Source organism: Paenibacillus typhae (assembly GCF_900099765.1).
Lineage (GTDB): Bacteria > Bacillota > Bacilli > Paenibacillales > Paenibacillaceae > Paenibacillus_AQ > Paenibacillus_AQ typhae.
Window position 1 is genome coordinate 1 of the sequence record NZ_FNDX01000012.1, and the last position, 20,025, is coordinate 20,025.

A 20,025-nucleotide genomic window follows, 5' to 3' on the forward strand; every position below is an offset into this window, starting at 1 on the left:
ACGAAAAGGCGCCGCTTATTCATGAACGAATTCCGCCCAAAACGCCGAATATGAACGCATATATTGAGTCTTTCCACAGCATTTTAGAGCGAGATGTATACAGTAAAATGTACTTTGAAACCTTTGAAGAAGCGTACGAGAGCGTTACCGAGTATATTCGTTTTTACAACGAGCGACGGTTTCATGGCAGTTTAAAACGATTGAGCCCCAACCAATACCATGCAGCGTGGAAAGCAGGCCAATTGGAGGAAGTAAAGATTTCACTTTAAGAAACTGCGAGAAACAGAGAATTTAAGAGAATGACTCCATAATTAAGGGGCCGAACCGTAATCACTTGAAACCGTATCAGGAGGGTCCGCATGGATATTGTTAATATTGCATTGGTAGGTGCCACAGGAAGATTTTCATCAGACATTCTTAACGAGATAGAACATAATAATGGCTTTCTGCTCAGTAATGCCGTAACAAGAGAAGGGAATCAGCATGTTGGGCGCAGTGTTTCTCTGATTTCCGAGTATAAGAAAACAAATGTCGAAATTACCGATAACTTCAATAATGTGAGCGAAGCGGATGTCATCATTGATGTTACGATGAGAGATGCTTTTATAAACAGCAATTCCGGCCAATATAATAGCTGGATGCCCCAAGCGGAACAGCGCTGAAAATTCACGAGGAAATACGGGCAGCTGATTAAAAGATTGACGTTGAAATATCAAGTATAAGAGAAGGCGATATCATCGGAGAACATTACGTTACGCTCTATAATGTATTAGGCGAAACCACCGAGCTATCCCATCAATTAGAATCCCGCAGAGATTTGACCAATGGAATTCTGATGGCGGCAAAATTCATTGCTGCGCAGCCAAATGGGCTCTATACAATAGAGGATTTAATGACGGATGTGTTAAGCACGGGGAAATAAATTTTTGACAAACAACCGGTTGTGGGATATGATCTGCTTAAATGTCAGTCAGTACTGACGGTCAGTCGGGCCGGGAACGGCAGGCATATTTTATAGAAAAGAGGCCCTTCAATGCAGACAAACAGCAGCATACCCTCCAATAACGGCGAGCGGCTTATGCGAATTCTTGTATTTACACTGATCATCTCGGTGATGAACGGAACGATGTTTAATGTGGTGCTTCCGGTGATCAGCAGGCAATTTCAGCTGTCTCCGTCGCAGGTAAGCTGGATGGTATCGGGATATCTGATTGTATACGCAATCGGCACGGTTACCTTCGGCAAGCTGACGGACAAATACAGCCTGAAGAAACTGCTGACGTTTGGCCTGATCTTTTTAGCAGCGGGCTCCGTATTCGGAATCGTTTCTACCCAGTACTGGATGATGATTGTGGCGCGTTTGCTCCAGGCCGTCGGGGCATCCGTCATTCCGGCGCTGGCGATGATCATCCCGATCCGTTATTTTTCACCGGAAAAGCGCGGGCGTGCCCTGGGCACTTCCGCCATCGGGGTAGCGCTTGGCTCCGCACTCGGCCCGATTATTGCCGGGTTTGTGTCAACGGTGTGGAGCTGGCAGGTGCTTTTCGTCATTCCGCTGCTTGCCCTGTTCACCTTGCCTTTCTACCGTAAATACCTGGGCGATGAAAAAGGCAGCGACAGCAAAATTGATTTTACCGGCGGTATTCTGCTGGCAGGAACTGTAGCTGCCTTACTGCTTGCCTTAACGAATGGAGGCTTGGGATACGCTGTCAGCGGGCTAATACTGCTGATGCTCTTCATCCTGCGCGTCCGCTATGCGGCGCATCCGTTTATTGATCCGCTTGTTTTCCGGAACAAGGCGTATACATCAGGTCTGGCTATTGCCTTTGTTTTGACAGCGATCAGCTTCAGCACACCGTTCATTACGCCCCAGCTCCTGGCGCAGTTAAACGAGCTGTCACCGGCTGTAATCGGGTTGATCATGCTGCCCTCGGCGCTCATAACGGCATACATGGGACGAAAGGGCGGGAAGCTGGCTGATGAAAAAGGCAATCCGTTTCTTTTGACCACAGCGGCAGTCCTGCTGATCTTTGGCTTTATCTGCCTGTCATCAGTTGCGGGTATGGCACCGGTCTTTATTGCCGTCTCATTAATTTTCACTGTGCTGGGCCAATCCTTTATGCAGATCGCCTTATCAAACACCATTTCCCGCACGCTGTCCAAGGAACAAATCGGGATCGGCATGGGCCTGTTTTCCATGTTAAACTTTATTGCAGCAGCGGTATCTACGGCGGCGATAGGCAAAATTCTGGATTTCGGCACAACAACAGTCCGGCTTAATCCGATTTCCCGGAATGGCGCCGCTTATGTATACAGTAATATCTTTTTGATACTGGCGTTGCTGGTGGCTGTCATGGCTACTTTGTATTTTGTACAATTCGGGCGCGGCTCAAAAAAGGACCCAGCTGAACGGGCGGGAACGGCCAGACTATAATCATGAGGTGGAAAAAATGAGTGAAGGAAGCAACGCTGTCAAGAATACCGGTGATAAATTACTCCTGGCCGCGATTGATCTGATGGCAAGCAAAGGCTATAAGGGAGTAACAACCCAGGAGATCGCCGCGGCCGCCGGGTTGAGTGAGAAGACGCTGTTCCGCCATTTCGGAAGCAAGCAAAACCTGCTTGAGGCAGCCTTTGACCGGTTTCATTATGCGGAGGAGATGACCAGACTGTTTAATGAAAAGCTGGTGTGGGAGCTGGAGACAGACCTGCTGCTAATCAGCCGGACCTACCATGAGATCATGAACCGCAACCGCAAAATGATCATGATCAGTGTAAAAGAGGCAGATCATCTGCCGGGCTTTCGTGAGCGCACGATCAGGCACCCGAAGCAATTCATTGAAATTCTTACCCGTTATTTTACAGAGATGACCGCACAGGGCAAGCTGATCGAGACCAACGCGGAGCTGCAGGCCTATTCTTTCATCTCTATGAATTACGGTGTATTCCTTAACCATCTGACGGCTGGTGAAGATTTCCCTGGCCTTAAACTGGAGGATTTCATTACGGAGAGTGTGCGGACGTTTACGAGGGGGCTGGCGCGGTAGGTTCATTGATTAAGCCCGGCAGTACGAACTTAACAAAGAGCTTCTGCGCAAACCGGTACAGAATAATCATCGGCATTTCATATTTGGGCGGGAATTTGCTGTTATTCTAAGCTATTGCCAAAGAACCGGCTTTGGGGGTACATTACTACTGCATGTATGCGTGTATAGAAGACAAGAAGGAAGGTAGTTGCAGGTATGGCGGGAACAATCCAGGTATTTAGAGCAACGGAGGAAAATGTAACAATTATCGGACGGACACATTATTATAATGATGTGCTGTGGCTGGCCCTCTCCGGCAGCGGTGTTGAGTTCACCTTTTACGGCCGCAAAGCGGAAATTACGCTGCAGGGGGATGCCATCGCCTCGACCGGCAATAACCTGGCCCGGATTGCTATCTGTGTAAACGGCGTGCGGGTGATCGATGACCAGATTAATCAGCCGATTGTAACGTATACGGTGTTTGAAAGCGATACAGAGCAGGAATTTACGGTGACCGTCATCAAGCTGTCCGAGGCGGCAATGTCGACCGCAGGGATTAAGGCCATTAAAGTCGATGCTGTGGGAGGCATTGAGCCGGCACCGGCCAGAGTACATAAGATCGAATTTATCGGCGATTCCATTACCTGCGGCTATGGTGTGGATGATGAGGACGGAACGCACCCTTTTACCACAGCTACTGAAGATGTTACCAAGGCTTATGCGTATCTGACCGCCCGGAGGCTTCAGGCAGACTACAGCATGGTATCCTTCAGCGGATACGGGATTATCACAGGCTACACGGAAAATAACCAGAAGCTGACCACACATCTGCTACCGGATTACTACGAGAAGGTGGGGAAATCCGAGGGCAGATTTAATAATACGCTTTTTCCCCAGCAGCTTCCCTGGGATTTCAACCGGTTTGTACCCGACCTGATCGTTATTAATCTGGGTACAAATGATGATTCTTATACCAAGGATAACCCCGGCCTGCAAGCCGAGTATGCCCGGGAATATACCGGATTTCTGAAAACAGTCAGACGCTGTAATCCCCATACACATATCTTGTGTACGCTGGGAATCATGGGAGACAGGCTGTATCCTTATGTGGAGCAGGCGGTTAGCCGCTATTCTGCTGAAACCGGGGACAAGAATATTTCCGCGATGAAGTTTGAAGTGCAGCAGGCGGCAGACGGTTATGGGTCTGACCTTCACCCTTCTCCGGTTACCCATCGTAAAGCGGCTGATAAACTGGCTGCCCATATTAAAGAGCTTATGAATTGGGAATAGCAGTTAACCTCGGACGAAACCCCGTTACAGCCGGACGGGTGCCTGACAAGAAGAGAGGCCTGCGGAAACCGCAGGCCTCTTCAATAATCAGTTGAACATATCCTGAAGTCCCGGACTATGCTCGCTCGGCATTTCCGGCATAACCGGAACCGGGAACAGCTTCCCCAGTTGACCCCGAGCGTTTCAAGTGTTACGCCTTGACAGCCTCGGGTCTTTTCACCTGAAGCGGCGGAGGGATCAGCCAGCCGTTTTTCTTGGTTAAGTGAAGCACCTTCAGCCCAAGCGCTGCTTTGGTGAGGTGATATTTGCCGAACAGGGCGCCGACATCCTCACGGATAGATATTCCCATGGCCTGGCTGCAGGCAACCAATCCGGCTGCACTGTCTGCAGCAAGCTTGGCTGCAATCTCAGGATCCGTAAATCTTGCACCAACCGGGATGTCCTCCAGCTTGGCTTCAGGGCGCAGCGGCATAGCCGGTGCAGAAGCAAGGCCCTGTTCAGCCAATAGTGAGTCCAATTCGCTGATTTCCAGCTCCGCCTGATCAATCATAGCCCCTAAAATCTTCTTCAGATCTTGATCACCGGCGTGATACATGTATGCCCGATAACAGGATAATGCGCCTTTGGCTACTGTCGAGGCTGACCATACACTAAAAATCTCACCGTAATGCATCGGCTCGTCTTTGGGATTACCGCCTAAAATTCCTGTCATGATTATGCTCCTTTGTCGTTAAAGTTAAATATGGAACAACAAATAGCATGCCCGGAAATGTACTGAAATTGCAGAATTATTTTTATGTCTTATTCTTTAATCAAAATCCTGAAGCTGAAGGGTGGGAGCTCAAGCCTGATCTCGCCATTATCCGCTTTGGCAGATTCTCCGGTCAATGCATCCTTCCAGCTGCCCTCAAGCTTCTGGGCCAAGGCAGCCGGCTCTCCGGACGGATTCATCCAGACGGTACAATGCTCCTCATCATTATAACGTTCATAAATCAGCGGACGCTCCTGAGGATTGCTCTGCAGGAACCCGAATTCTCCTGTTCGGAGAACCGGATGCTCCTTGCGGAGCCTGATCAGCTGCTTGTAGGTTTGATGCAGCTCGCGGTCCTGCCTATCTTCCTCCCAAATCATGCATTTCCGGCAATCCGGGTCATTTTCACCTTCCAGTCCGATTTCATCTCCATAATAGATACACGGAGTTCCGGTAAAGGTGAGCAGGAAGGCAACTGTTAGCTTGAGCTTTCTTTTGTCGCCTCCGAGCTGGGTAAGCAGCCGCGCGGTATCATGGCTGGCCAGCAGATTGAACAGCACTTCATTGGCCTGCTGCGGATAACGCATCAGCAGACTGCTGATATATTCCGAGAAGGTCTGTGCGTCCATATCGTCGCTTTTCATAAATTCAATCAGCCGGTCAGACAACGGATAGTTCATTACCGAATCAAACTGGTCGCCGTGCAGCCAGCGCAGGGAATCATTCCAGTTCTCCCCGATAATATAGGCATCCGGATTAATCGCTTTGATGCGCGCGCGGAATTCCTTCCAGAAACGATGGTCAATTTCATTGGCGACATCCAGCCGCCAGCCGTCCATCCCAAGCTCCTTGAGCCAGTATTCGGCAATATTCAGCAAATATTCGCGCGTTTCCGGATTGGCCGTATTCAGCTTGGGCATCTCGGCGAAGAACCCGAAGGCATCGTAATTGGGCTTGTCGTCTTTGACCTGGACCGGGAATTCATTAATGTGGAACCAGTCTGCATATTTGGAATGCTCCCCTTTTTCGATAACATCCTTGAACTGGGGCGAATTGGATCCGATATGGTTAAACACGGCATCAAGAACAATCCTGATCCCTTTGGAGTGAGCTTCTTCGACCAGTTTTTTGAGCAGCTCCTTATCACCGAAATGAGGGTCAACCTTCATATAATCGGTGGTGTCATACTTGTGATTCGTAGGCGCCTCAAAGATCGGAGTGAGATAAATAGCCGTAATGCCTAAATCCTCCAGGTAGTCCAGATGGTCGATAATCCCCTGCAGATCTCCGCCAAAAAAATTCTCCCTGGTAGGCTTATCCCCCCATGGCGCAACGTCATCGGGATCATTGCTTGTATCTCCGTTCGCAAAACGTTCAGGCATGATCTGATAGAACACCGCTGACTTTGCCCATTCCGGCGCCTGGAAGATATCAATCTCATGGATATACGGCCAGTCATAGAAGCCGTTCGGCGCTCCGGGATCCTGGGTGTGAATCCCGTTCTCCGTCATCCATACCCTTTCTTCACCGGAATGGAAGCGGAACGCATAAGAGAACCTGCGGTGGTCCGGCTTTACGGTCGTCTGCCAGTAATCGAAGAGCCGGTCGGTTCCAATTTTGCGCAGCTCATATTCACGATTGTAGGTTTCCCAGTCATATTTATCTCCGGTCAGTGCATAGACCCGTTCCACATTCCGCTTCTTGGTCCGGACGCGTAAATGAAAGGTATCCTTGTCATAAGGGTAGGCCCAATTGCTGTGTGGAACATGATGCAGACTCTCCAAATGAATATTTGTAGTTAGATTCGCACAGCTTATAGCTTGTTCATTGGATATCATCCTGGTTCCTCCCTGTAAGTCGATGTTGTATGGTGTTCATTGTTACCTTTATCAAAAAGGAATAAGCCGGAGTCTTATAATTGCCGTCAAAAAAAACCCGGATCTAACCGGGCTGCCGGAAACGGTGTGAACTTACCTGGCGGTTATTTGGACAGCTCAAGCGCTGTTTCAGCTTTTTTCAAATCATGATCCACCTGTTCGTTGCCTTGTGTACTTTGGGAGTAGCGGTTTCTGTAAGGGCAATCGCGTAGGTGCATACTGCCGTTTTGGCTGATAACAGCATGTCAGTGGCAATCGCCAGATCATCCAGCTTTTCATGCAGTGCCAGTTCCTTCGCCATGAATGTATGCCTCCCTGTGTATTCATAAAGTGCTACATTATAAATAACCCGTGCCGGAGGAACTAAACAGCAAATTTCCATCCCGGGGGAGGTAAGTAATGTTCATGTTCAAGCGGACTATACTAAATTATATATAGTACCTTATAATATGTTATAATGGATTTCTTACTGCAAATTATGAAGAATAGAGGTCGCCAGAGGATGAAATGTAAAATTAACCGTAATGCCGCTAAAGTCCTGAAAGAGATGCTGAACACTCCGGAAGCGGAAGGCAAAAAGATCCGCGTAGTGATTACTCAGAATCACGGGGACCACGGCCACTATGATGTGACCCTGGATACACCGACTGAGCATGATGAAATTGTGGCAACTGATAAGGATATCGAGGTATTGCTGGATACACGTGAGCCGCTGCTGGACGGGGTATGGATTCAATACTTCTACGTGCCGCAGGAAGGCTTCTTCATCACAAATCCATCTACCGGATTCCTTGAAAAATAAGCAGTATTGTTTTATGTGTAAAAAGCGTTCAGTCCGTCTGCGGGCTGGGCGCTTTTTTATGACAAGCTAGTCGCTTACTGTGAAGGAAAAGGCTGCCCCTGCTCGCCTGGAACAGAGGGGACGACAGCCAAGACTCCTTGATTTAGTGAGAATCGGGGATGGGCTGATTGTGGATAATTTAGCCAAAATCAGGTGGAGTGAGAGTGAATAAAGGGATTGTTCCCTTTAAACCAAACGCCCCGCGGCCCGTCCGCTGGGTCCCGTTCTCCGCGCCAGCTGCATCCCTCGCAACAAGTATCCTCTTTTTACAAGTAGCACATAATCGACTGCTCAATCCAATACATAAACCGTGAAGCCGGGCTCAGGCTCTCGTATGTCTTCATCCGCAGGTACATGTCCAGGCCGTCTGAAACGTCATGCCACAGGTCGGTGAACACAAAGTCGTATTGGCCTTGGGACATTTGCTGCTGTGCATATTCAAAAGCATCTGCCTGAATAACCTTGACCTTGTGCGCGTTACCGAACTGGGGCAGAATATACTGGCTGAACAGCCTGATCACATCCCCGTTGCTGTCCACAATCGTTACACTTTGCACGTCTTCTTTTTCCGACACCATGTAGGCGTAATACCCCATCCCGAGCCCGTACGTAAGCACATTGCCGGCCGCTCCTGCGACAGCTTCCTTCATCGTCTCGATCTCATTCGGAGTAATCGTCATCCAGATCCGGTTATTCTCTAGCACCGCCGGAAAACGGAATTCCGTCTCAAAAAAGCCGATCTGCGGTATCAGCCGTCCTTCAGGCGTGGTCATGATATCATTGCAGACAAAAGCCTCATAAGGCTTGTACTGTTCATATTTCAATTCACTGCTGCCGATCGTGACCGCAGGTATTGTAATGTTCCTGAGGTAGGGATTAGCGTAATATTCCTGGACATCGAGCCTGTGCAGCATTTTGCTGAAGTATTGGTTGTACAGCTCCGTATCCTCAGCATTATCCACAATATCCAGCCCCAGCGCACCCGCAAAAAGAACACCGAATGCATACTCCGCAGACACGCCGAGCCCGGTTATCTCATCTATATCTTCTTTGCTGATGTAATCCGGCTTGTTATTTAAATACTGGCTTAACAAGGCTAAGACTTGGTAGTTGTCCTCTTGAATTGGTTCTGTTGTATTGGATTCCATGATATCCCCTTTACCGTTCTGATCGTTACGCGAAAATATGCGGCTTATGCGTCCAATCCCTGCCCGCCGAGCCGGCGCTTGAAGCTTTCCTGCCAGTTCCGTTCAATGCCCGCTGCCGCAGCCGTGAAATCACCTGTCCGCAGGGCGCTGATAATCTGCTGATGCTCTTCAACCGACTGCCCGGCACCAGTGAAGCCGTTGAAGTAGGTTAATTCATAGCGGCGCAGCTTTTTTTTGAGCCCGTCCAGTACGCTGATCAGCTCCTCATTAGCCGACAGGCTGATCAGCACCTGATGAAATAACGTATCCAGACGCTGGGCTTCCAGTGCATTCCGGGTGTTCAGCGCTTGCTCCAGCTGCTCATTATATTGTTCCATTTCCCGGATATGCGCAGAATTGATATGGTCCTTGGCGAAGGAGACAGCCAGTTTTTCCAGTGAGATGATCATCGGATATAAACGATAAGCCTGATTAACATCCACGGGTGCGACCTGGGTCCAGCTGTTGGCCTTGCTCTGAATCATGCCTTCTTCTTCGAGCCGGAGCAGTGCCTCACGAATCGGAGTCCGGCTTGCTCCCAGGGCTTCCGCCAACTCCTGGTCCTTGAGCTTGTCGCCCGGCTTCAGCACCCCGTTAATAATCCATTCCTGTATCTGAAGGTACACCTGCTCACGGATGGATGAGCGTTTGACCTTGGCTGTATCTTGCGGCAGCAATAAAAAACCTCCTTCATGACAAATACACACAGGAGTAATATATCACATACAATTTTCGATTGACAGTAAGGAGAAGATCTAATTAACATGTAATATATCACATATCAATTTGAAGACTGCAATCATCAGCATAAGTTGGAATCATGCAAGCCGGATTCATCAATATAGAATAAGGACCATATTTTTGTAGGGAGGGATGCAGGTGAATAAAGCTGGTGAACTGAAATATGTGGTTAATGAGCAGGCCCGGAAGCAGGAGGTGGAGGAGGATACAGTCGCTTTTTTAGACAGGGAGACGGTAAAAAGGGTGAGGGCGTTCCACCAGAGCTTTCCGCAATATGAGGTAACGCCGCTGCAAAGTCTGAATAAGCTGGCCGGGAAACTCGGAGTAAATAAAATCTGGGTTAAAGACGAGTCCTTCCGGTTTGGACTTAATGCATTTAAGGTACTCGGAGGCTCCTACGCAGCCGGAAGGGTTCTGGCGGAAAAGCTTGGTAGGGAAACGGCGCAGCTGACTTTCGGTGAACTGAACACGGATGAGGTTAGAGCGCAGCTTGGCGGGCTCACTTTTGTAACGGCGACAGACGGAAATCATGGCAGAGGCATTGCCTGGACGGCACAGCAGCTGGGCCAGAAATCGGTTGTGTTCATGCCTGGAGGCTCCTCGGAAACCCGGCTTAACAATATCATAAAAGAAGGCGCGGACGCCTCGATCACTAATTTGAACTATGACGATGCGGTAAGATGGGCGGGCACCTATGCCGCTGAGAATAACGGCACACTGGTGCAGGACAGTGCCTGGGAAGGTTATGAACAAATTCCCGTCTGGATTATGCAGGGCTACTGCACGCTGATCGACGAGGCGCTGGAACAGATCAGGGCGGAAGGGGAGGAGGCTCCGACGCATGTGTTTTTGCAGGCAGGGGTAGGGTCTTTTGCAGCAAGCATGCTTGGTTATCTGCTGATGCAGTTTGGTGCAGACAGGCCGGTAACCGTCATTGTTGAGCCGGAGGAGGCGGCCTGCATTTACAGGTCAGCGGCGGCAGGTGACGGCAAACCGCATGCTGTAGAAGGGGAAATGCCTACAATCATGGCAGGACTGGCCTGCGGGGAACCGAGCACGGTGGCGTGGCCGCTTTTGCGTGACTATGCGGATTTGTACATATCCTGTCCGGATTATACCGCCGCGAGAGGAATGAGAATCCTCGGTAATCCCCTGGAAGGTGACCCCAAAGTGATCTCGGGCGAATCCGGGGCAGTCGGGCTGGGCGTATTAAGCTCAATTCTGGCACGCGGAGATCAGCATGAGCTGGCTGAAAGGCTAAAGCTTGACCAGGACGCCAAAATACTTCTGATTAGCACAGAGGGTGATACCGATCCTGATAGCTACAGGGATATTGTCTGGAATGGCGTTTTTTCGGGCTGGCGGGAAGGGGAGAAACATGGATAAGGACAGGGATATAGATGAGGCTGCGGCGATGAATACGGATGTATCAGACTTTGAGCAGCAGCTTACCGCCTGGAGACATGATCTGCACAGGCGCCCCGAAACTGCGTTTGAGGAGAAGGACACCTCCAATTATATCGCCGCTGTGCTGACGGAAATGGGCCTGGAGGTACATAGAGGCATCGGCGGGACAGGAGTTATAGCCAGTCTGACAGCGGGGAACGGGCCAGGGGTTATCGGCATCCGTGCCGATATGGATGCTCTTAACCTGACTGAAGAAGCACAGCACGCTTATTCTTCACTGAATCCCGGCAAGATGCACGCCTGCGGTCATGATGGCCATATGGCAATGGTAATGGGTGCAGCCAGGCTGTTAACTCAGCGTCAACATTTTAACGGCACGGTCCGTTTTATCTTTCAGCCTGCCGAGGAGCCGGGAAAAGGGGCGCTGGCCATGCTCCGGGACGGGCTGCTCGAACGTTTTCCGGTAGATGAAATCTATGGCCTGCATAATATGCCCGGTATGCCGGCAGGTTCATTTGCTACCCGCAGCGGCGGTATAATGGCCAGTGAGGACAATTTTGTGATCAGGATCAAGGGTCAGGGTGCGCATGCGGCACGTCCGCATACGAGCAAGGACCCGCTGGTTATTGCCTCTGAAATCATTATCGCTCTGCAGACCATCATCTCGCGTAATCTCGAGCCGGGTGTGCCTGCTGTGATCTCCTGCACGGAGCTCCATACAGACGGAATCCGCAATGCGATCCCGACCCGCGTTGAAATCAAAGGAGATACCCGGAGCTATACGCCTGAGGTGCAGCTGCTGCTGGAGGAACGGATGCGGACGATCAGCACGGCCATCTGCGGAATGAACGGGGCGGAATGCACGTTTGAATATACCCATGAGTTTGCACCTACTGTTAACCGGGCGGAGTGCGTCGAATGGGCTGTAAAAGCAGCGCGTAACGTCGCCGGTGATAACTGTGTTGACCGGAATGTGCGGACGATGATGATCTCCGAGGACTTTGGCGTTTTTCTGCAGCATATTCCGGGCTGCTTTGCATTTATCGGCAATGGCGACGATGCTGAAGGTTCGGGCAATATTCCGCTGCATAGCTCCGGCTATGATTTTAACGACCGGATCTTGAAGCGGGGTGCGGAATATTTTGCCGAGCTGATCCGGATCAGGCTGCCGGGATAATCTATATCTGCCGTGAAGGGAGTCTGCCGTGATAACCCGTAAAAGCATACACTGCGCTAAACAGCCAATTGTACACCGGCAGCGGCGGGCTGCTCTGATTAGTTGTAGTCCTGTTGGAAGATAAACCTTGAACGGCGTTCGCCTTCAAGGTTTTTTGTTTTGGGGGAAGTGGTGTAGTCAGGTAGATTAACATCCGTTTAAATAGTGAAAGCAGGCAGCTAGATGGCAGGTAACAGATATTACGCAGTTGAGCAGGCAGCGGATAGGTTGGCGGATAGCAGTGATGACGGCGGAAGGACTGTTGGAGGATAGGAGCAGGCGCTAACGGATAGAGGTGACCTTATTTTCATTATAGAGGGCATTCAGGCGGGTTAACGGACCGGGATGCTCTTAATATCCATAAAATGAAGGCCGGGCAGGCCATTTCCGCAAAATAAGAGCGCTGGTGTCCGTTAGCCAGGTCAAGTGCGCGGGATTTTGCCTAAATAAGGTCATCTGAGTCCGTTACAGCCGGCTGCGGCTGTAGTTCTAGCTGTTTGCCGGGCGGGTAATCGGTTAATGATTGAGTAAAACCAAAGACAGGTGCAAGGGGGCTATGCGATGTTGAATAAGATCAAAGAGAAGCTGTATGACCGGATGGAGCCGGCTTTTCCGCTGGCATTGTTCCGGATCGGGTTCTCGCTTGTATTAATACTTGAATTGCTGCAGATGATGACGCTCAGGGATCTGATTTTTCAAAAAGACAGCCTGGCTGCAACCGTGCCGCCCTTCCTGACCACATTGTTTGTGTTATGGATAATAGCGCTGGTCCTGTTGTTCATCGGATACCTGACCCGCCCCGCTGCCATTGTCAACTATGTGATCAGCGTGTATCTGCTGGGCTTTGTTGTAGTGAATGAAGCGAACAACTGGCAGGTGGATTCGCTGTTTCTGACAGGGGCATTTCTGCTGATGTTCATGCCTGTGTCAGCGTGCGTGTCGGTAGAAAGTCTAATGGAACGCCGCCGCCAGGCCAGAGTCCGCGTCCGGAAGCTGCCACGGCCCCAAGCCAGATTTATTCATACCGCATTCCTGATTCTGCTGATCGGACTGTTCTATCTGGATTCAATGTTCTATAAGCTTTCTTCGGATATGTATCTTTCGGGGCTGGGCTTATGGGCTCCTGCCTCCCTGCCCTTTACGACTTACTATGATGTCTCCTGGCTGATTGATCATGAATGGCTGGTGCGCATCCTTGGCTATTCTCTGCTTCTCTATGAAGGCGTGTATATCTTCCTGGTGTGGTTCAGGCCGCTCCGGGTATGGATGAGTCTTGCCGGAATACTCTTGCATGCCGGGGTGCTGATTGTCTTCCCGATTCCGGTAATGAGCCTGCTCGTGATTACGATTCATCTGGCCATTATTCCGGAGAGTGCCTACCGTAAGCTGTATGACCGGTGGATTGCAGCGAAGCATAAACGGCTGACGGTCTATTATGACCGGCTCTGCCCGCTGTGCCGCCAGACGGTAGGGATTCTCTCGGCACTGGATTTCCGCAAAGCAATTGAGTGGAAGGCGCTGCAGGATTTTGCAGCTGAGGAAAAGCTGCTGGCTGATATTCCGGAGGAGGATCTGCTGCATGACATTTATGCTGTGGAAAAGGGAGAGAAGCTGCATAAAGGAGTGGATACCTACGCTGCGGTTCTGCGGTCGATGGGCTGGGCTTATCCGGCCGGTCTGCTGCTTGGCCTGCCGCCGTTCCATGGTATAGCGGCAGCCATTTATGGCAAGGTGGCAGCCAAACGCAAACGGGAGGGCGGCTGCACAGACAGCACCTGCGGCATCGGAATTGTGGCTCCGCCGGAGAAGGCGGCGACTCCATTCAGCGGGAAGTTCTGGCCGGCCGGAACGTTCCTGCTGCTGTGGGCGGTCTCGTTTGTAGTCATTTCCTTTGGAACACCGGCCTACGCGAAATATCTCACCGGCGAGAACAGCAGCCTGACGGCTGCGCTCAGGGACACAGCCGCTGTCTACAAGCGGATAACCTATCCCGTGCTTGGCTGGACCAACCATGGTGTTTATACGGAGTCACATTATGAGGAGTATGCGTTCCAGACCCGGCTAGTTTATATAGACGGGGATTCATCCGTGCCGTTGCCAATTATGGACGATAACGGCTTTTCCCGGGGTTACAAGGTTGGCCGGCAGTGGGATAACTGGGCCTATGCCACGGTAAAACCCGATATTCCATACAAGCAGGCCAAGAACAGTATGCTGGATTACGCCGCCTTCTGGGCAGAGGATAGCGGGACTGATCTGCACTCAGGAAACGGGCATATTGAAATCCAGCGGAAGCCGATTGACGTGTCGATGGATGACTTCCGTCCCGGACTGCTGCAGGACAATATGGACCAGCCGTGGAGCCGGATCGGCGAAATTACAGCCAGCGGCGGCAGCCTGCAGCTTGTAATGGACAGCTCCGGGGGCAGCGTAGATCAGGGGACCTGGGGTGAGGCTGTGAACACAGCGGTAAATGCTACAGCAGCGGCTGCATCGGTTCAATAACAGCTGATCATTAATGTAGTGTAACTTTTTGCGTCAAAAAAAGGGGTATCCCGGGCCGCCGGTTGACGGCTTGCGGGATACCCCTTTTTTATGCAAAGCTATACAATCTCACGCCATGCGGCGGTACGGTTGTCTGCAGTGTACCTGCGGCAAGCTCAGCCGCTTCACCGCTCCACAGCTCCGTACCGGCTGCTGCACTCAGGCCGATCTCTTCAAGGTCCAGCTCCACCTGCAGCGGGCTCTCACCGGTGTTGAATACGGCGGCATAACGGGTGCCGTCATTATGTTCGGCAGTCCAGACGATGAGCTCGCCCCTGCAGAGCGCCTCTCTTGCGCCATAGCTCTCCTGCTGGATGCGCAGCACTTCGCGGTTGGTGAGCAATGACAGCGTCCACTCGTCATTGTCGCGCAGCTCGCCGCCAAAGATGAGCGGCGAGCGGAAAATGCTCCAGAGCGACATCATCGTCAGCTGCTCGTCACGCGTGAACCGGGTCCAGCGGTCTGCGCCGCCGCCGTCCACGGAGCGGATGCCGATATGGCCGAGCGGCAGCATATCGCAGTCCGGCCAGCTGCCGGCCCCGGGTACGCCCTGCCATTTGCGGCAGCGGTCGAACATGTCCAGCAGCAGCGGCCACAGATCCCAGAAGTCATCCGTAACGCGCCACATGTTGGCGTGCTCTACGAAGAAGTCGGCGTATTCCACCGGAGCCGGGCCCGGTGACAGGCTTAGCACCATCGGCCTGCCGCTGCGCTCGATGGCCTTGGAGATCAGGGCAATCTCCGGCTGATGGGTATCGTACAGCCGGGAGGCTGCGATGTCATCCACCTTGACCAGATCGATGCCCCATTGTGCGTACAGCTGGAAGAGCGAATCATAATAAGCCTGCGCGCCTTCCTTGGAGGCATCCACTCCATACATATCCGTGTTCCATGGACAGATGGAGTTGGTATGGGCGATGTCGCGGGCTGTAGCGGTTGTGCCAAGCAGCGCCGTACCGGCATGGGCAGCCTGCCGCGGAATGCCGCGCATAATATGAATGCCGAATTTCAGCCCGAGGCTGTGTACGTAATCGGCAAGCGGCTTAAAGCCCTGGCCGTCAGCCGCCGAAGGGAAGCGGTTCTCGGCAGGCATCAGCCGTGAATATTCGTCCATGACCAGCGGAACAAACGGCCGGTATTGGGAGGAGTTGGCGTAAGGCTCATACCACTGGATATCAACCGTGATGTAGTTCCAGCCGTAGTCTTTAAGATGCTCCGCCATATATTCTGCGTTGCCGCGGATTTCGGCTTCCGTTACGGCTGCGCCGTAGCAGTCCCAGCTGTTCCAGCCGAGCGGCGGAGTAGGTGCTGCAAGCTTATGTGTCATTGTAAATCTCCTTTGCTGATGGATTATTGCTCTTGTTAAGATCATCATAAGGTAGGAGATTCGCAATATCTATAGTAATCTTGCAAGCCGAATAGCACTATATTGCGGTTTACGGTCAATCAAAGAACAGCCTGCGGTAGGTCAGACTCTCGCCTCCGCTGCGGAATTCGCCCGGCGTCAGCCCGGTCAGCCCCCGGAACGCCTTGATGAAATAGCTTCCGCTGGAATAACCGATCTGTCCCGCAATAGCTTCAATGCTGAGCCCGGTTCCCCGGAGCAGCTCCATGGCCTTTTCGGTGCGGACCCGGGTCAGGTAAGCGCCGGGAGTCAGTCCGGTGCTGGCCGAGAAACGGCGGATCAGATGGTATTTGGATAACGCCACATGCTCGGACAACTGGTCGATACTGATCATTTGCGCATAGTGCTGCTCTATGTATTCAGCTGCCCGCCTTACGTTATCAGACCAGTTGTCTTTGTCCTGCATGCTGGTTACCTGCATTCTGGCCAGCTCCGTCATGAACTGGTAGATGGAGGAGGAGGCGATCAGCGGATCGGAGATCCGGCCTGCCGCCGCATCGGCGACAATCAGCTTCAGCAGCCGGACGGGTGCAGAGTCTGCTGGCAGACGGGGAACCTCCCCGGCTTCACGCAAAAATTTGCGCCAGTGGGGCAGAATCAGCGCGGGGCGGAACAGCAGGAACAGGAACTCCCACGGCTCTGATGCCTCCGGGTCATAATAATAACGGTGGGGTCCGGGAATCTCTGCCAGAAAAGCCTGTCCGGCCGTGACCCGGTGGGTCCGGCTCCCGGATTCAAACACACCCTCTCCGGAGAGCGTGTACTGGAACAGTAGAAGCGGGCCATCGGTCCGTTCCAGTCCGTCCCAGCGGTAGGTCGGGGTAGTGATCGAATCACTGCCGGCGGCGTAGAGCACGCATAGGCTGAGCTCTTTATCTTCGGCGAACCGGAAGCCGTAGGTGCCTTTAGACATATCCATAGCTAGGCTGGCCTCCTCATTAAAATAATATTCACTTGTAACTGTATCACACGCATATGCAAAAAACAGCGCCGCTCCCGCAAGCAGGAGCAGCGCTGTTTTAATCTTTCTGTGTATTACGCCCTGGCACTTTCCGCTGTCTTGGAGCCGAAGGCTCTGCGGATCAGCTTGGTCAGCTCCATCAGGATAACGGAGCCGACAGCCAGGCCTGTTGCCGTCAGCCAGTGGGACATCCCGAACGTATCCGGAATGGAGAAGATTTGTCTGATTCCCGGCAGTACTGCAACAGCATAGAAGGCGAAGCAGACCAGGACGGCCCCAATCACATATTTGTTGCTGAAGAAGCCGGCTTCAATCGAGGTCTGAGTATTGGAGCGGGCGGCAAAGGTCTGAAGCGTACGGGACAGAATGAGCGTGGTGAACGCCATCGCTACACCCATTTCATCGGAATGCTGAAGACCCAGGTACAGGGAGACGATAACCGCTGCTCCGATAAGCACACCGCGGGTAATGATTGCCTGCATCAGGCCGCCGGAGAAGATACCTTCATTAAGCTCTCTCGGCCTTCTGCTCATCACATTCGGCTCAGCTTTTTCCATACCCAGGGCAATCGCAGGAAGGGAGTCATTAGCCAGGTTGATGAACAGCAGCTGAATCGCTGTGAACGGGTTAATCCAGTCGAAGATCAGGGCGAACAGGATGGCAATAATCGCCCCCAGGTTACCCGAGAACAGATAGGCGATCGCTTTTTTGATATTATCGAACACTGTCCGGCCTACAGAGACTGCGTTAACAATCGACACGAAGTTATCATCGGTGAGAATCATCGCAGCTGCGTCCTTGGCGACATCGGTCCCGCTGCCCATAGCAACGCCGATATCCGCCTGCTTCAACGCAGGGGCATCATTTACGCCGTCGCCGGTCATGGCTGTAATTTTACCTTTACGCTGCCATGCGCGGACAATCCGGATTTTGTTCTCCGGAGAGACGCGGGCGTATACGCCGATCTGCTCCAGCTTGCTGTCGAGCTCTGCATCGGACATGGCATCCAGTTCCTGGCCGGTGATGGCAATATCCGTTTTGCTCATCAGTCCAATGTCGCGGCCGATTGCCTGGGCAGTGGTTTTGTGGTCGCCGGTAATCATGATCGTGCGGATACCGGCGTTTTTGGATTCGGCGATGGCGCTGTAGACCGCTTCACGCGGAGGGTCAATCATCGCAGTTAATCCTACGAGCACCAGGTTCTTTTCATCCTCAAGTGTAATTTGCGTAGTGGAATTCGGTACCGTTTTGTAGGCATACGCCAGAACACGCAGCGCCCTGTTGGAGAAATCCTCATTTACTTTAATGAACCGTTCACGCAGCTCCTCTGTAAACGGTACTTCCTTTTCATCGATCAGCACATGCGAACATACGCTAAAGAGCACATCCGGTCCGCCTTTGGTAATCATTTTCTTCTGTCCGCCAAACGTATGAAGGGTACTCATCAGCTTACGTTCGGAGTCAAACGGGAGCTCTGCTTCCCGGGGGAAGTTATCGCGGATTTCCTGGTAATTCTTATCAAGGCTATTACTGAAGGCGATCAGCGCAACCTCTGTCGGGTCGCCCAGCTCCTTGCCTTCTTCATTAATATTGGAGTCGTTACACAGAACTGCAATATGCAGCAGCCTGCGGGCTTCCGGTGACCATTCATGATGCTCAAGCTCGAACTGGTCCTTCTGTCCCTCGGGCAGATAATAATCGACGACCGTCATTTTATTCTGGGTGAGGGTACCGGTTTTGTCCGTACAGATGACGCCGGCCGAGCCGAGCGCCTCAACAGCCGGCAGCTTGCGGATAATCGCATTCTGCTTGGCCATCTTGTTCGTGCCTACAGACAAGACAATCGTCACGATGGAGGAGAGTGCTTCAGGAATAGCAGCTACCGCTACCGCAACAGCAAACATCAGAGCGTTGAATATGGCTTCCGTAGTATCAACGTTAGTATCCGACAGCCATACACGGCCGGCCTGAATACCGAAGATAATGACCGACAGTATCAGAATAGCAATTCCTAGCTGTTTACTGAAGGCTTCGAGCTTGCGCTGCAGCGGCGTCTGTTTGGCTTCTGCGTTTTCCAGCAGCTCGGCGATTTTACCGATTTCAGTGGTCAGGGCAGTACCTGTTACGAGAAAAACACCGCGCCCGTATACCACCAGGGAACCGCTGAACGCCATATTGCGGCGGTCACCGAGCGGGGCCTCCTGGTCAATGATGTTGGTATGCTTTTCAACAGCCTCGGATTCCCCGGTCAGCATACCTTCATTGATCTTAAGGCTTCCGGATTCGATGATCCGGCCGTCGGCAGGGACGAAATCCCCGGCCTCGAGAATAACGATATCACCGCGGACAAGCTCACGGGCCGGAACGGTCCGTGGTGCGCCGTCGCGCAGCACTTTAGCTTCAGGTGCCGACATCTGCTGCAGGGCAGCCAGAGAGCTTTCCGCTTTACGGGTCTGAATGACACTGATTACGGCATTGAGGATCAGGACGAGGAAAATAATAAGCGATTCCATGACATGTCCCATAAAAATCTGGACGGCAGCTGCGATCAGCAGCACGACCACCATCGGGTCTTTGAAATTTTCCAGGAAAAGCTTCCATATCGGGTCTCTGTCCCGTCCCTTGATTTCATTGTAGCCATCCTGTTCCAGCCGCCTTTGGACCTCAGCTAAGGTGAGCCCTTTTGCCGAGCTTTGCTGCTCCTGCAAGCCGTCTGATACACTTTTGCGGTAATACTCCACTAATGATTTCTCCTCTCTGCAGTGCGGTGTCTTTTGTC

Annotated in this window: 18 protein-coding genes; 10 read left to right on the top strand and 8 right to left on the bottom strand. The window is 51.9% G+C overall.

Annotation, left to right across the window (positions count from 1 at the left end):
* The 6 genes from BLR64_RS12685 to BLR64_RS12710 all read left to right on the top strand — a co-directional run.
* The coding region (locus BLR64_RS12685; protein WP_139171965.1) for an integrase core domain-containing protein at positions 1 to 269 on the top strand (269 nt) is incomplete at its 5' end.
* A 90-nt stretch (positions 270 to 359) separates the two neighbouring features.
* Positions 360 to 662 (top strand): Rossmann-fold NAD(P)-binding domain-containing protein, encoded by a 303-nt coding sequence (locus tag BLR64_RS12690; protein WP_090714603.1) that lies wholly within the window; start codon positions 360 to 362, stop codon positions 660 to 662.
* Between the two features lie 47 nt (positions 663 to 709).
* The gene (locus tag BLR64_RS31240) at positions 710 to 922 is read left to right on the top strand and encodes a dihydrodipicolinate reductase C-terminal domain-containing protein (RefSeq protein WP_415841114.1); all 213 of its coding nucleotides are present in this window, start codon (positions 710 to 712) and stop codon (positions 920 to 922) included.
* A gap of 111 nt (positions 923 to 1,033) precedes the next feature.
* Positions 1,034 to 2,434 carry an MFS transporter gene (locus BLR64_RS12700; RefSeq protein WP_090714607.1) on the top strand — a complete coding sequence of 467 codons (1,401 nt, stop codon included), beginning with the start codon at positions 1,034 to 1,036 and terminating at the stop codon, positions 2,432 to 2,434.
* 16 nt (positions 2,435 to 2,450) lie between these two features.
* A complete protein-coding gene (locus tag BLR64_RS12705; protein ID WP_090714608.1) occupies positions 2,451 to 3,047 on the top strand; it encodes a TetR/AcrR family transcriptional regulator in 597 nt (198 codons plus the stop codon).
* A 195-nt stretch (positions 3,048 to 3,242) separates the two neighbouring features.
* The gene (locus BLR64_RS12710; RefSeq protein ID WP_090714611.1) at positions 3,243 to 4,316 is read left to right on the top strand and encodes an SGNH/GDSL hydrolase family protein; all 1,074 of its coding nucleotides are present in this window, start codon (positions 3,243 to 3,245) and stop codon (positions 4,314 to 4,316) included.
* A gap of 190 nt (positions 4,317 to 4,506) precedes the next feature.
* Here BLR64_RS12710 and BLR64_RS12715 read toward each other — a convergent pair whose 3' ends face one another.
* From BLR64_RS12715 to BLR64_RS12725, 3 genes are all read right to left on the bottom strand, one after another.
* Entirely contained in the window at positions 4,507 to 5,028 is a 522-nt protein-coding gene (locus BLR64_RS12715) for a DUF3231 family protein (RefSeq protein ID WP_090714613.1), read from the bottom strand.
* Positions 5,029 to 5,117: 89 nt separating this feature from the next.
* Positions 5,118 to 6,905 carry an alpha-glycosidase gene (locus tag BLR64_RS12720; RefSeq protein WP_090714615.1) on the bottom strand — a complete coding sequence of 596 codons (1,788 nt, stop codon included), beginning with the start codon at positions 6,903 to 6,905 and terminating at the stop codon, positions 5,118 to 5,120.
* Between the two features lie 178 nt (positions 6,906 to 7,083).
* Positions 7,084 to 7,245, bottom strand: a complete 162-nt coding sequence (locus tag BLR64_RS12725; RefSeq protein WP_090714616.1) for a spore coat protein — start codon at positions 7,243 to 7,245, stop codon at positions 7,084 to 7,086.
* Positions 7,246 to 7,446: 201 nt separating this feature from the next.
* Here BLR64_RS12725 and BLR64_RS12730 point away from each other — a divergent pair, with 201 nt between their 5' ends.
* Positions 7,447 to 7,746, top strand: a complete 300-nt coding sequence (locus BLR64_RS12730; RefSeq protein WP_090714618.1) for a heme biosynthesis protein HemY — start codon at positions 7,447 to 7,449, stop codon at positions 7,744 to 7,746.
* A gap of 305 nt (positions 7,747 to 8,051) precedes the next feature.
* Here BLR64_RS12730 and BLR64_RS12735 read toward each other — a convergent pair whose 3' ends face one another.
* Together BLR64_RS12735 and BLR64_RS12740 are read right to left on the bottom strand one after the other, a co-directional pair.
* A complete protein-coding gene (locus BLR64_RS12735) occupies positions 8,052 to 8,933 on the bottom strand; it encodes a hypothetical protein (RefSeq protein WP_090714619.1) in 882 nt (293 codons plus the stop codon).
* A gap of 44 nt (positions 8,934 to 8,977) precedes the next feature.
* Entirely contained in the window at positions 8,978 to 9,649 is a 672-nt protein-coding gene (locus BLR64_RS12740) for a GntR family transcriptional regulator (RefSeq protein ID WP_139171967.1), read from the bottom strand.
* 202 nt (positions 9,650 to 9,851) lie between these two features.
* Here BLR64_RS12740 and dpaL point away from each other — a divergent pair, with 202 nt between their 5' ends.
* From dpaL to BLR64_RS12755, 3 genes are all read left to right on the top strand, one after another.
* A complete protein-coding gene (gene dpaL / locus BLR64_RS12745; RefSeq protein ID WP_244157687.1) occupies positions 9,852 to 11,099 on the top strand; it encodes a diaminopropionate ammonia-lyase in 1,248 nt (415 codons plus the stop codon).
* Positions 11,092 to 12,297 carry a M20 aminoacylase family protein gene (locus tag BLR64_RS12750; RefSeq protein WP_244157688.1) on the top strand — a complete coding sequence of 402 codons (1,206 nt, stop codon included), beginning with the start codon at positions 11,092 to 11,094 and terminating at the stop codon, positions 12,295 to 12,297. The genes dpaL and BLR64_RS12750 overlap by 8 nt, the downstream gene beginning before the upstream one ends.
* Before the next feature lie 600 nt (positions 12,298 to 12,897).
* Complete coding sequence (locus BLR64_RS12755) at positions 12,898 to 14,841, top strand: DCC1-like thiol-disulfide oxidoreductase family protein (RefSeq protein ID WP_090714624.1); 1,944 nt, start codon at positions 12,898 to 12,900, stop codon at positions 14,839 to 14,841.
* A gap of 88 nt (positions 14,842 to 14,929) precedes the next feature.
* Here BLR64_RS12755 and BLR64_RS12760 read toward each other — a convergent pair whose 3' ends face one another.
* The 3 genes from BLR64_RS12760 to BLR64_RS12770 all read right to left on the bottom strand — a co-directional run bounded on the left by BLR64_RS12760 (position 14,930) and on the right by BLR64_RS12770 (position 19,987).
* Positions 14,930 to 16,207 carry a glycoside hydrolase family 27 protein gene (locus tag BLR64_RS12760; protein ID WP_090714625.1) on the bottom strand — a complete coding sequence of 426 codons (1,278 nt, stop codon included), beginning with the start codon at positions 16,205 to 16,207 and terminating at the stop codon, positions 14,930 to 14,932.
* 115 nt (positions 16,208 to 16,322) lie between these two features.
* On the bottom strand, positions 16,323 to 17,204 hold the full coding sequence (locus BLR64_RS12765; protein ID WP_090714627.1) for an AraC family transcriptional regulator: 882 nt from the start codon (positions 17,202 to 17,204) through the stop codon (positions 16,323 to 16,325).
* A gap of 116 nt (positions 17,205 to 17,320) precedes the next feature.
* Positions 17,321 to 19,987 (bottom strand): cation-translocating P-type ATPase, encoded by a 2,667-nt coding sequence (locus tag BLR64_RS12770; protein WP_090714629.1) that lies wholly within the window; start codon positions 19,985 to 19,987, stop codon positions 17,321 to 17,323.
* Between the last annotated feature and the right edge of the window lie 38 nt (positions 19,988 to 20,025).